The organism is Ruegeria sp. AD91A (assembly GCF_003443535.1).
Taxonomy (GTDB): Bacteria; Pseudomonadota; Alphaproteobacteria; order Rhodobacterales; family Rhodobacteraceae; genus Ruegeria.
Map to the genome: position 1 here is coordinate 2,637,489 of NZ_CP031946.1, position 12,997 is coordinate 2,650,485.

Sequence of the window (12,997 nt, forward strand, 5' to 3'; positions counted from 1 at the left end):
GCCGCGCTTTTGGATTAGAGTCATCGCGGCACACGCTGCAACCAAGCCTGAACGCACCGAAATTCAATCACCCGGCCACCTGAAGGGGTGGCCGGGCAATCAATGAAGTGCCTTGCGTTTAGAAATGCGCTGACTTCGTGCCTGCTGGCTTTTCCATCGGAGGCGCAAATTTGGTCAGGTCGATACCTTTAACGGCCGACTTGTATTCCTCGGCGGTCGGCATCCGGCCCAAAACAGCCGACAGCACCACCACCGGGGTCGATGCCAGAAGGGATTCGCCTTTCTTCTCCGACGCGTCCTCAACAACACGCCCCTGGAACAGACGTGTGGACGTGGCCAGGACAGTGTCGCCCTTTGCGGCTTTTTCCTGGTTGCCCATGCAAAGGTTACATCCCGGACGCTCCAGATACAGGATGTTCTCGTATTCCGTCCGCGCTTTGCTCTTTGGGAACAGATCGTCGAATTCAAAGCCTGAATACTTCTGAAGAATGCTCCACTCGCCTTCTTCTTTCAGCTCATCAATGATATTGTAGGTCGGCGCTGCGACGACCAGCGGGGCCTTGAACTCTACTGTGCCCGTCTCCTGCTCGATGTTTTTCAGCATCTGCGAGACGATGACCAGATCGCCCTTGTGCACCATGCACGATCCAACAAATCCCAGATCGACCTTCTTTTCCCCCTTGTAGTGGGAAACCGGCCGGATCGTGTCATGGGTATAACGCTTGGATACATCCGCGTTGTTGACATCCGGGTCGGCAATCATGGGTTCGCTAATCTCATCCAGATCAACCACCAGCTCGGCAAAGTACTTGGCGTTCTCATCCGGTTTCAGGGCCTGCTTTTCACCCGACTTGATTTCCGCGATCCGCGCGTTGGCCTTGTCGATCAGACCTTGCAGTGTCCGGGCTTCGTTATCCATTCCTTTGTCGATCATGATCTGGATACGGTTTTTTGCAATTTCCAGAGATTCGATCAACGTGTCATCCGCAGAGATGCAGATCGATGCCTTGGCCTTCATTTCGGCTGTCCAGTCGGTGAAGGTAAATGCCTGATCCGCCAGCAACGTTCCGATATGAACTTCGATGATCCGGCCCTGGAACACGTTGTCACCGAATTTCTTGAGCATCTGCGCCTGGGTGGCGTGAACCACATCGCGGAAATCCATGTGATCCGCCATCTGGCCCTTGAAGGTCACCTTGACCGATTCCGGGATCGGCATGGTGGCTTCGCCAGTGGCCAGCGCCAGTGCAACAGTACCCGAATCCGCACCAAATGCGACGCCTTTGGACATACGTGTATGCGAGTCCCCACCGATGATGATTGCCCAGTCATCCACAGTGATGTCGTTCAAGACCTTGTGAATCACGTCTGTCATCGAGTGATAAACACCTTTGGGGTCACGCGCGGTGATCAGGCCGAAGTTGTTCATGAATTTCATCAATTTTGGGATATTTGCCTGCGCTTTGGAATCCCAAACCGAAGCAGTATGACAGCCAGACTGATAGGCACCGTCAACGGTGGGCGATATCACTGTCGCCGCCATCGCTTCCAGTTCCTGCGACGTCATCAGACCGGTGGTGTCCTGCGAACCGACGATGTTGACCTTCACCCGAACGTCCGAGCCCGCATGCAGAACTTTGCCGTCGGCCACGCCAACCGCGTTCTTGTTGAATATCTTTTCAACCGCCGTCAGGCCCTGCCCTTCATGCGAGATCTCCTTGGACGGTGCGAAAGCGGATTTCAGCTCGATACCGAGCGTCGCGGCTGCGAATGTCTGGAGCTTTTTGCCAAAGACAATGGCATAAGATCCTCCGGCCTTTATGAATTCGATCTTTTGCGGCGTGAAGGACGATGACAGGTCGACAAGCTCCTTGTCGCCTTTGTCATTGTACAGCTTTTTGTCCTTGGTGTTGATGGTCAGCACCGTTCCGGTCTCGACGGAATATTTCTGCTCAAGGATTGGATTACCGTCATTGTTCAGGATCGGATTGCCGTCGGCATCCACTTTTTTGACCCAGTTCTTGAGATCGATGCCGATCCCACCGGTCACGCCAACGGTGGTCAGAAAGATCGGTGAAATCCCGTTTGTACCAGCAACAACCGGCGCGATGTTCACGAAAGGCACATAGGGGCTGGCTGGCTTTCCGGTCCACAATGCGACGTTGTTGACTCCGGACATGCGCGACGATCCAACGCCCATCGTCCCTTTTTCAGCCACCAGCATGACGCGTTTATCCGGATGCTGCTTTTGCAAGTTCTGAATCTCGGCCTGTGCTTCAGGTGAGATCATGCACTTGCCGTGCAATTCACGGTCCGACCGCGAATGCGCCTGATTGCCGGGCGACAGAAGGTCAGTCGAGATGTCCCCTTCAGCCGCCACATAGGTCACAACCTTGATTTCTTCTTCGATGTCGGGAAGCCGGATAAGGAACTCGGCCTTGGCATAGCTTTCCAGAATGTCCTTGGCGACGGCGTTCCCGGCCTCAAACGCCGCTTTCAAACGGTCCGTGTCTGCGTCGTACAGGAATACCTGTGTTTTCAGAACTGCCGCCGCCTTCTGCGCAATGTCTGCATCGTCGCCCAGCGCCAGATCAAGCAGAACCTCCACTGATGGGCCGCCCTTCATATGCGACAGCAATTCAAACGCGAAATCCAGCGAGATTTCTTCGACCATCGCGTCACCCAAGATGATCTCTTTCAGAAAGCGTGCCTTTTCACCTGCGGCACTGGTTGTGCCCGGCAGCGTGTTGTAGATTAGGTGGTTCAGTGAATCGGCGCGATGCGCGTTATCCGCATCTTTGATCTGCCCGATGATTTCCTGCAAAAGGGCGCCGTCCTCGATGGGTTTGGGGTGCAGACCCTGTTCTTTGCGCGTTTCGATTTCGTTCAGGTATTCTGTGTAAAGGCTCATGAGGGTTCCGACCATTTAGCTGATGCACCGAGCCGACAAAAGGACCGGCACCTTATGTTTGTATGCGGCGGTATACCAAAACTTGCCGAGATGCAAGATATCGATCTGCGACCCGGTGTCCTGCCCACATGCAACGTCAGCCGAAATGGTCGGCGCAGCGTCGATCACAAGGCTCGATCCCTTACCCCCCGAAAGCCGAAACAAGCTTTTTCGCCAGCGGCAAAGAAGAATAGCCCAACCGTGAAGGTGTAAGCCCCATCCGCACGACAACCATGTCATGCGACGGGAAAATTCCGATGGACTGACCATCATGCCCTTGTAACCAAACCGCGTCCTCAAAGGATGGCAGGTCGCCCGGCGACTTCAGCCAAAGATGACCTTTGGCATATTTCCCGTCAGAAACCGCAACGGGCTCGAACATCCAGTCTACAAAACCTGCGGGCAAGATCCGCGTGCCGTCCCACACCCCCTTTTGCAGCAGAAACTGGCCATACCTCGCCCAGTCACGGGCCGTGGCGTACATATAACTGGACCCGATGAATGTATCGGCGACATCTGTCTCGATGATCGCCGAAGTCATGCCGAGCGGTTCAAAAAGCGCATCCCGAGGATAGCTCAAACCGCCATCGGGCAGCTTGTCCTGCCACACCCGGGACAATGCGGTGGATGTACCAGAGGAATAGTTGAAGTCGGTTCCAATGCCGGCTTCCAGTGCACGGTCAGCAGCGAAACTGGCCATGTCATCGCTGAGATACAGCATCCTGGTCACGTCCGACACGTCTCCGTATTCTTCATTCCATTGCAGACCGCTTGTCATGCCCAGCATGTCGGCAACAGTGATGTCTCGCCTTACATCTTCTGCCCATTCGGGAAAGCTGTCCACGAGGGTGTCCGATACGTTCATCCGGCCCGCGTCAATCAACGTTCCGATCAGCCCCGCAGTGACCGTCTTGGTCATGGACCAGCCCAGCAACGGTGTGTCGGCGTCAAACCCTTCGGCATAGCGTTCGGCCACGATGCGCCCGCCTTGAACCACCACTACGGCGCGGTATCCTTCGCCAAGCAGCTTGTCATCCGACAATACAGCCCGAACTTTTGGATCATCAGACAGCGCAACGTCGGTTCCACTTGGCCAGAGACCTGTCGGCGCGGACTTGGCGGCCTCAAGCCGCTGCTCACTCAGGGATGTACCATGGACGTTGGTGCAACCAAGCCCCTGTCGGAACTGCGACGTGGCGGGCGCGAAGAACCGAAAGAGTCGCGCGCGAACAGTCTGCGCCTCTCGATCAACTTCAATCGAAACGTGTTTGAGCAGCGGATGCCCCGGGGCCTGCACATCCACCGTAAGGACCTCGTCCGGATCACGTCCGGCAATGAAAACGTTCGAACAGACAATCTTGGCCGAGTAATTCGTGCCCACTTTCAGCAAGTCCGGGGGGGCGATCAGCAGATAACCAAGCAAACCCACGATGCCCAGAACCACGACACCTAGACCCGTTTTCAATACCTTCGTGAACATCCGCAGACCTGCCCTGTTGCTGTCTTTTCAGCTCAGGTTAGATACAACCAACTCGGTTTTGCTACCATTCCGTTGCGTATTCTTCCGATGTCGATCGGCAGACCCGGCGTCTTTATCTTCGAACTGCGCCGGTCGCCGCGTTGCTTTGATCTTGCGACTACCAAAAGCTTTGCAATTGCCCGGCAAGACGTTGCCAAATCTGTTCACTGTACTCCGACTGCGGTCCAGCCAAACGGACCATTCTTATTGTCAGCGCCTGTGCAGGCAGAGCTTCTTCAACGCTTACAAGCTGCCCCTGAGCAAGCGGCGTGGCGACCAAAGAATGGGGTAGCCATGCAACGCCGATTTCATTCACGGCATATTGCAGCATCGCCAACGTCAGGGCCGTCTCGGCTTTGGCCATGATTCTGGTTTTGTCGGGCAAACGGGGTGCAATCAATCGGGAAAACACCTGCCCAAGAAATACATCAGGCGGATAGATAATCGCGGGAACAGTCTCACCATCCAATTCCCTGCGCATTGCGGGTGCGCATACCGGGATCAAAGTATCAGCGCCAAGCGTCTTTGCCTCAAATGCATTTTCGAGGTTTTGCATCCTGCCGTCCGAGATCGCGTACATGATCGCGAAATCGACTTCTTTTGAGATCAGTTGCAACAGACACTCGTCCTGATTCCCTGATCGCACTCGAACCGAGATGTCGTCATCTGCGGTCAAAGTGCGGACCACTTTCGGTGAAACGGTTGTCGTGAGTGCATGTTGGCAGACAAAAGACAGAGACTGGCTGGCCTGATCACTCTCGGTTTTCAGGGTATGTCGAAGTTTGTGCAGACGCGCACTCAGCTCGCGCAATTCCGGTTCCAACGCCTGCACACCCGGCATCAGGGATACGGGCTTGCGGCGACGATCAAACAGGGTCGCACCGATACTACCTTCGATGAGCCGCACCCGACGGGTAAAGGCAGATTGGGTCAGCAGCCGTTTTTCCGCGGCGCGTGTCAGCGATCCGCTGTCCAACACGGCCAATATGTCATCGATCCATTCCAGGCGCATGTGTACCAGATACCGCAGCCCCGATTAACATGCAATTGTTGCAACATATTTGCTGAATTTCGAATTAGCAGCGCGGTAATTGAAAGTATAAATTGACGAAAATCAATATTAGGAATTGTGATATGCATCTCGCCCGCTTCCCCCGCCTTCACCTCGCCCATCTTCCGACACCACTTGAACCGATGAAGCGGCTTTCCAAAGAGTTGGGTGTGGAAATCTGGATCAAACGCGACGATTGCACCGGCATGTCAACCGGCGGCAACAAGACCCGCAAGCTGGAATTCCTGATGGCCGAAGCGGAAGCGCAGGGCGCGGACATGGTGATGACGCAAGGTGCCACTCAAACAAACCACGGTCGACAAACCGCAGCATTTGCCGCCAAACTGGGCCTTGAATGCCATATTCTTCTGGAAGACCGCACCGGCTATCAAGATGGCAACTACAATACAAACGGCAATGTCCTGCTGGACCACTTGCACGGCGCGATGACCGAGAAGTTTCCCGGAGGTCACGATATGCCGGGCGAAATGGAAAAGGCTGCCGAGAAGAAACGGGCAGAAGGCCGCAACGTCTATGTCATTCCCGGCGGCGGCTCGAACCCGACCGGGGCGCTTGGCTACGTAAACGCGGCCTTTGAACTGTTGGGGCAGGCCAATGACAGCGGATTGCAGATTGACCGGCTGGTACATGCAACCGGGTCATCCGGTACGCAGGCAGGTTTGGTGACCGGAATGTGCGCCATGAATGCGCAAGTGCCGGTGCTTGGCATCGGGACAAGGGCACCTCAGCCAAAGCAGGAACAGATGGTTTACGACCTCGCCTGCAAGACAGCCGAAAAACTGAGGTGCGCAGGCGTGGTAAAGCGCGAAGATGTCATGGCCAATACCGACTATGTCGGTGAAGGCTATGGACTGCCCACTGAAAGCGGTATCGAAGCGATTCAGATGTTTGCTGAATTGGAAGGTATTCTTCTGGATCCCTGCTACTCGGCCAAGGGCGCTGCGGGCCTGATCGATCTGGCGCGCAAAGGCGAGTTCAAAGATCAGCGGGTCGTTTTCCTTCACACGGGCGGCGCCGCGGCTTTGGCGGGGTATGACTTTGCCTTCGATCACAAAAACCGCTGGGTGAATATCTGAGCAATGATGCTGCGCCCCATCGGCATTCTTGGCGGCATGGGCCCCGAGGCAACGATCCTCCTCCAGCGCAAGCTGGTGGAGGCTGTACCGGTGCGCGATGATCGGGACCACATTCCGCTTCTGATCGACATGAACACACAAGTGCCATCGCGGATCGCTCATCTGATCGAAGGGTCGGGCGAAGATCCGGGGCCGACACTGGCAGCAATGGCGCGTCGCCTTCAGGATGCCGGCGCCGTGGCGCTGGCAATGCCCTGCAACACAGCGCATCACTATGCCAAGGCGGTCACCGATGCCGTGACTGTTCCGCTATTGAATATAGTTGATCTGGCAGCGGATCATGCCCTCCGTGAACTGGGGGCAGGCGGTTGCGTTGGTATGCTCGCTTCTCCTGCAGTGCGCCGTACTTGTCTTTTCGATACAGCACTGCAGGCGCGCGGGCTATCACCTGTTTGGCCAGCAGATGACGACATGATGCTGGCGGCGATCCGCGAGATTAAGGTCAACGGCCCTAGTGACAAGGCGCGCGAGACACTGCGAGCGTCTTCAAAGGCACTGGTCAAGGCGGGGGCGGACTTGCAACTTATCGCTTGCTCCGAGTTTTCTCTCATTGCTGACATCGTCGCGGACGACGCCAAAGCATTGGACACGGTCGATCTACTGGTCCGCGCGATCGTCGGTTTTTCTCAGACGGGCTGCTCTGCGAGTTAGCGTAGGGCTTTTTTCAACGGCAGTCGGTGGGCCCAAAATGGTTTTGTTTGGTCACAAACGCTGCCAAAGCTGGTACGCAATCTGATCCAAGCTGACTGGATTGGAAAAGGCTGAAATCGTCAACGTCGCGCACCATGCATCATCGCCGACCGGCACCAATACCCCCTGATCAAGTTCCTCGGCAATCGCCGTTTCGGGCATCCAGGCAAATCCGCTGCCTGTCATCAATCGTCGTTTGATCGTTTCGACCAGACTATCGACATATATCGTTTCGGTATTCTGGGGTTTCCGGTCAACGGTGTTTTCGACGACCATGCCCAAAAACGACGATCGGTCATAGGCCAGATAGGGGATCGGCGGGCCATCCTGTCTGGATAAATCCCATCCCATTGTCCGTACCGGCTCAACGGCAGCTACGGGTATCAGACGATCCTTCAGCAGATCCTTACGCTCAAACGCGGTTTCGTCGATCATGGGCGAGACAGAGTGGTGATAGTAGCACAGCAGGATATCCACCGCGCCCTCGACCAAGAGATCACAGCAGGTGCTCAGAGAATCAGACAGAACGCGTGTTCGCAGATCCGGGATTTGCTTCTGCAATTCCTCTATGCGGGCCGCCAAAAAATTTACCGCGATGGTGTGTAGAACCGAAAAACGGATGAACCGACTGTCGCCCCGGTCGGCGTCCCGCAGGGATTGGCGGGATTCTGACAGCTGTGAAATCGCCGCCTGAGCAACAGGCAGAAATTGTTTGCCGGCTTCTGTCAGTTGCACCGGATACGTTGCCCGATTGACCAAGGGCAGCCCAACCCAACTCTCCAACGCCTTGATTCTGCGACTGAATGCGGATTGCGTGATGTTACGCTCATCGGATGCACGGGTGAAGTTCAAGGTCCGGGCGAGGCATTCAAAGTCGCGTAGCCAATTCAGATCCAATGAGTATCCCCGCTAGTTAACGAACGTTTTCAACAAGCATACAGGAACTATGCAGAAACAGAATAGTTTGATGAAATGTTCGAATTGGCTCTCTGAAAAGTTCCTGTTCTAGACTTCTGGGTAGGGTCTGGCGGTTGGTCCTCTTTTCAGCCTTCCGTCCGTAGTTGCGGCCAAATGCATGTTGGCACGACCCTATTGCGCAATAGGAAAGTCGAACGACGGAAAAAACGACGCCGAACCACGGCGCATTTCAACAGAGGAGAAGACCATGAGAACCAATCTAAAAACGCTGGGGATGGCTGCTGCGGTCAGCATCTGCGCCGTGCCTGCATTCGCAGCCGAAGAAGTGAAGATCGGCGTGCCATCCTGGACCGGCGCACAGGCCATTGCCCATCTGCTGGGCGCGGTCGTGGAAATGCGCATCGGTGGCAAAGTGGAATATGTGCCCGGCAACAACGCCACGATCTTTCAGGCGATGGATCAGGGCAAGGGCGATATCGATGTGCATCCCGACGTTTGGCTGCCCAACCAGGAAAGCTTCACCAAGAAGTATGTGGACGAAGCCGGCACCGTTACCTTGTCGTCGAACCCCTACGAGGGCAATCAGGGCTTTTGCGTCAGCAAAGACTTTGGTGAAGCCAACAACATCACCGACATCGCTGATCTGGGTCGCCCGGATGTAGCCGCATTGATGGACAGTGACGGCAATGGCAAAGGTGAAATGTGGATTGGCGCGCCGGGTTGGGCTTCGGCCAATGTGAACGAAGTCAAAACTCGCGACTATGGTCTGCTTGATTTCATCGAGCCGGTACGTGCCGAGGAAAGCGTGAAGACCGCGCGGATCAAGGACAGCATAGCCAAGGGTGAAGGATACGCCTTCTATTGCTACAAGCCGCATGCGGTCTGGTACATGTTCGACGTTCAGATGTTGACCGAGCCGACATTTGACCCGGCAAAATACGTGATGGTCCAGCCGTCTGATGATCCGGACTGGTACAACAAATCCAGTGTTGCGACCAAGGACGCGCTCAAGAACGTGCAGATTGCATGGTCCAACACGCTGCCAGAGCGCTCTCCGGCGATTGCTGATTTCTTCACGAATTTCGCGCTGACAGCAGATGATGTGAGCGGGTTCGCCTATGAGATCAGCGGCAAGGGCCGGGATCCGGCAGAGGTTGCCCGTGAATGGGTCGAAGCGAACCCGGATCGTGTCGACGCCTGGCTGGGTCTCTGATCTCACGTCCAGAAACAGGGTGGCGGCGATTGGCGGCGCCGCCCAAATGCGCACCTCTGGGGGACCTATGAGCGACGATACCGTTATTGAAATCTCGAATGTCTGGAAGATATTCGGGAGCAGGCCAGAGGTGGCGCTGCAGGCGATCCGCGACCGCGGGTTGGACAAGGCCCAAGTGCTGGCTGAATACAACTGCGTTGTCGGCGTGGCGGATGTCAGCCTGTCGGTCAATCGGGGCGAGATATTCTGCATCATGGGCCTGTCAGGCAGCGGAAAATCCACTCTGGTCCGCCACTTCAACAGGTTGTTGGAGCCTACCGCCGGCAAGATCGAGATCGAGGGCACTGACGTGATGGCTCTGGGTCCGAAAGAGCTCCAGCAGTTTCGCAACAACAAGATCGGTATGGTTTTTCAGAACTTTGCGCTGATGCCGCATCGATCTGTGCTGGACAATGTCGCGATGCCGCTGGAAATCCGGCAGGTCAGCAAGAATGAACGCATGCGTCAGGCCGCCGCTATTCTGGATATCGTCGAACTCGGAGCCTGGGGATCGAAATTCGCACACGAGCTGTCCGGTGGTATGCAGCAACGTGTGGGCCTTGCCCGGGCACTGGCGGCGAACCCGGATGTGTTGTTAATGGACGAACCGTTCTCGGCGCTGGACCCATTGATCCGGCGGCAGTTGCAGGATGAGTTCATCCGACTGAGCAAAATCCTGAAAAAGACGACGATCTTCATCACCCACGACCTGGATGAAGCAGTTCGCATCGGGAACCGGATCGCGATCATGCGCGACGGCAAGGTGGTGCAGATCGGGACGGCCGAAGACATCGTCATGAACCCCGCCGACGACTATGTGGCCGATTTCGTTGCGGGCATATCGCGGCTCAAAGTGGTGCGCGCCCATGCGGTCATGCGGCCCATACCAGAGCATGTTGTGACCCATGGGCCGCTATCGGCAGATGCCCCACGTGTAAATGAGAGTGAGAACCTGAGCACGCTGATCAATCTGGCAATCGACAACGACAGCGCAATCCTAGTGGAGGACGGCGGCGCGGATGTTGGCGTCATAACCCGTGCCGATCTGTTGCGCACCGTGATCGAAGGGACCGAAGTATCATGAGCACATCTGATGTGAACCCGCTGGAAGATACCGAAAGCGAAGCTGCTTTGGCGTATGCCGAAGAGCGGCGCAAGAACATTCGGGCATTTGTACGCACCAGCCCCGACTACTACATCCGCAACTTCGACAAGATCGGCGCGTCGTCCCGCTTTACACCAACCTTCAATCTGATGGCCGGATTATTTGGTCCGGTCTGGTTCGGTGCCCGGGGCTTGTGGTCATGGGCGCTTCCATTTCTGATCCTCGAAACAATAGCCTATGTGCAGATCGCGCGAGGGATGTTCGGCGATCTGGCGGCCGAGGCTATGGAACGCATCGCTTCTATTGAAGGGACGCTTGAACTGCGCCGTCAGCAGTTGGCCGCTGCCATTGAAAACAATTCGGACAAGATCGATGTCTATCAGCGAACGGTGGATTCGCTTGAGGAAAACATAGGCGGCATCCGCGCTGAAGCCGAGGCGATGGCCGCCGAGGGCCCGTACATTGTTTTGACCGGCCTGATCATTCTGATCATCGTCAAGCTTGTTCAGTCACAGGTGGCAAACTGGGCGCTCGAGGCGCGTTTCTCGGAGTGGTTGTCAGATCGCTCAATCCGATCAGCAATGCCGTTATCGCAGATCGTGTTCAGCGCGGTATTCATGGCGCTGATCGTTGCTGCGGCGATGATGCATTACAGCTTTCCGGGGCGTTTCTCGTTGCTCAGCCATTTCCCGACGGACCCCAACATCCGCCTGACCAGCATCACTTGGGTGGAAGACTTCATCGCCTGGTGCGTGCGCAACAGCGAAGCGTTCTTTGACGGGCTGACATTCGGTATCCGTACCCTGCTGGACGCGCTTGAGGTCATATTGGTACAGACTCCGTGGATCGTGATCGCCAGTCTCATCATTCTGCTGACATGGCTGACTGCGGGCGTCAGCACGGCAATCTACTCGGGCGCATTTCTGGCCTATATGGGGCTGTTGGGCTTCTGGGAGGGCGCAATGACCACACTGGCCTTGTTGGGGACAGCGGCGTGCCTGTCGATTGTCATCGGAATTCCATTGGGCATGTTCGCGGCGCGTCGGCCACGGTTTTACGCTTTCATCCAGCCGATCATGGACTTCATGCAAACCATGCCCGCCTTTGTTTTCATGGTCCCCGTGATCGCGTTTTTTGGTGTTGGCAAACCAGCGGCGGTCGTGGTCACGATGATTTTCGGCGGCACACCAGTGGTGCGCCTGACCGTTCTGGGCTTGCGCGGAGTACCCGAAAGTGTGCGTGAAGCAGCGATCAGTTTTGGCGCCAACAAATGGTATCTGCTCACCAAGGTCGACTTGCCGCTGGCAAGCCCGTCGATCCGGGCGGGGATCAACCAGACAATCATGCTGTCATTGGCAATGGTTGTGGTCGCGTCGCTGATCGGTGCCAAAGGGCTGGGCGAAGACGTTCTGGAGGCGTTGCAGTACGCGAATGTTGGCCAGGGTATCCTTGCAGGGTTCTCAATTCTGTTCTGTGCGATGATTCTGGATCGGATTGTGCAGGGCGGCCGGAAATGACACCCATAGTATTTGTCCATGGGTTTCTGGGCGGCAGTCGGCAATGGCAGCGGCAGGTCGAGGCCCTGGAAGGTTACGATGTGATCACGCTGGATTTGCCGGGTTTTGGTGAAAATACTCACCGCGATGCATTCTGCAGTATCTCGGGCTTCGCGGACTGGGCGTTGAATGAATTGAAGTTGCGCAACATCGAGAAATTCCATCTGGTTGGTCACTCGATGGGTGGAATGGTCGCGCAGGAAATGGTTGCCCGTGCGCCCAAGCGTGTTGACCGTTTGGTTCTTTATGGCACCGGGTCCGTAGGAGTGCTGCCCGGGCGGTTTGAGACCATTGATACCTCGAAAACCCGTGCCTGTGCAGACGGACCGAAAGTGACGGCGCGGCGAATTGCGGCAACCTGGTTTCTAGAGCGCGAAAAGGCGATGGAATATGAACTTTGCGCCACGATAGCGCAGAAAAGCAATCTGAAAGCCATGCTCACTGGTTTGGACGCGATGAATTCCTGGAGCGGCGCTGAAAACCTGTCAGCAATCAAGACCCCGACACTGGTTATGTGGGGGGATCGGGATCGTACCTACCCATGGAGTCAGACAGAACAGTTGTGGCAATCTATCCCGAATGCAAATCTCGCGGTGATTCCGAACTCTGCACATGCGACGCATCTGGAGAAAGTCGAACTGTTTAACGGGGTATTGCGGGATTTCCTTGATGCCTGATGAATTGCGCCAATCAAATGAACCGGACAGTTGACGCCATCCTGCGGATAACCGATTGATTTATATGGTCGAACGCCATGGTCTGCCAGATCAATCCATTGATCGGCAGGCTTTTCCGTATC

Annotated in this window: 10 protein-coding genes; 6 read left to right on the forward strand and 4 right to left on the reverse strand. The window is 55.8% G+C overall.

What is annotated here, in order from left to right; translation table 11 throughout:
• Positions 1-118: 118 nt before the first annotated feature.
• From D1823_RS13210 to D1823_RS13225, 3 genes are all read right to left on the reverse strand, one after another.
• Positions 119-2,911: a bifunctional aconitate hydratase 2/2-methylisocitrate dehydratase gene (locus D1823_RS13210; RefSeq protein ID WP_117870721.1), complete on the reverse strand. Its 2,793-nt coding sequence runs from the start codon at positions 2,909-2,911 to the stop codon at positions 119-121.
• A gap of 181 nt (positions 2,912-3,092) precedes the next feature.
• Positions 3,093-4,430 carry a serine hydrolase gene (locus D1823_RS13220; protein ID WP_205511836.1) on the reverse strand — a complete coding sequence of 446 codons (1,338 nt, stop codon included), beginning with the start codon at positions 4,428-4,430 and terminating at the stop codon, positions 3,093-3,095.
• A gap of 157 nt (positions 4,431-4,587) precedes the next feature.
• Entirely contained in the window at positions 4,588-5,481 is an 894-nt protein-coding gene (locus D1823_RS13225; RefSeq protein ID WP_117870728.1) for a LysR family transcriptional regulator, read from the reverse strand.
• Positions 5,482-5,603: 122 nt separating this feature from the next.
• Here D1823_RS13225 and D1823_RS13230 point away from each other — a divergent pair, with 122 nt between their 5' ends.
• Both D1823_RS13230 and D1823_RS13235 read left to right on the forward strand, forming a co-directional pair.
• Entirely contained in the window at positions 5,604-6,617 is a 1,014-nt protein-coding gene (locus D1823_RS13230) for a D-cysteine desulfhydrase (RefSeq protein ID WP_117870730.1), read from the forward strand.
• A 3-nt stretch (positions 6,618-6,620) separates the two neighbouring features.
• The gene (locus tag D1823_RS13235; RefSeq protein ID WP_254683733.1) at positions 6,621-7,328 is read left to right on the forward strand and encodes an aspartate/glutamate racemase family protein; all 708 of its coding nucleotides are present in this window, start codon (positions 6,621-6,623) and stop codon (positions 7,326-7,328) included.
• 51 nt (positions 7,329-7,379) lie between these two features.
• Here the strand turns inward: D1823_RS13235 and D1823_RS13240 are convergent, their stop codons facing one another.
• Positions 7,380-8,264, reverse strand: coding sequence for a LysR family transcriptional regulator (locus D1823_RS13240; RefSeq protein ID WP_117870732.1), 885 nt, complete (start codon positions 8,262-8,264; stop codon positions 7,380-7,382).
• Between the two features lie 268 nt (positions 8,265-8,532).
• Between D1823_RS13240 and D1823_RS13245 the strand changes: the two genes are divergently transcribed.
• The 4 genes from D1823_RS13245 (at position 8,533) to D1823_RS13260 (ending at position 12,875) form a co-directional block, all read left to right on the forward strand.
• Positions 8,533-9,498: a glycine betaine ABC transporter substrate-binding protein gene (locus tag D1823_RS13245; protein ID WP_117870735.1), complete on the forward strand. Its 966-nt coding sequence runs from the start codon at positions 8,533-8,535 to the stop codon at positions 9,496-9,498.
• A 67-nt stretch (positions 9,499-9,565) separates the two neighbouring features.
• Positions 9,566-10,621 carry a glycine betaine/L-proline ABC transporter ATP-binding protein gene (locus tag D1823_RS13250; protein ID WP_117870737.1) on the forward strand — a complete coding sequence of 352 codons (1,056 nt, stop codon included), beginning with the start codon at positions 9,566-9,568 and terminating at the stop codon, positions 10,619-10,621.
• On the forward strand, positions 10,618-12,159 hold the full coding sequence (locus D1823_RS13255; protein ID WP_117870739.1) for a proline/glycine betaine ABC transporter permease: 1,542 nt from the start codon (positions 10,618-10,620) through the stop codon (positions 12,157-12,159). The genes D1823_RS13250 and D1823_RS13255 overlap by 4 nt, the downstream gene beginning before the upstream one ends.
• The gene (locus D1823_RS13260) at positions 12,156-12,875 is read left to right on the forward strand and encodes an alpha/beta fold hydrolase (protein WP_117870741.1); all 720 of its coding nucleotides are present in this window, start codon (positions 12,156-12,158) and stop codon (positions 12,873-12,875) included. The genes D1823_RS13255 and D1823_RS13260 overlap by 4 nt, the downstream gene beginning before the upstream one ends.
• The last annotated feature ends 122 nt before the right edge of the window (positions 12,876-12,997 follow it).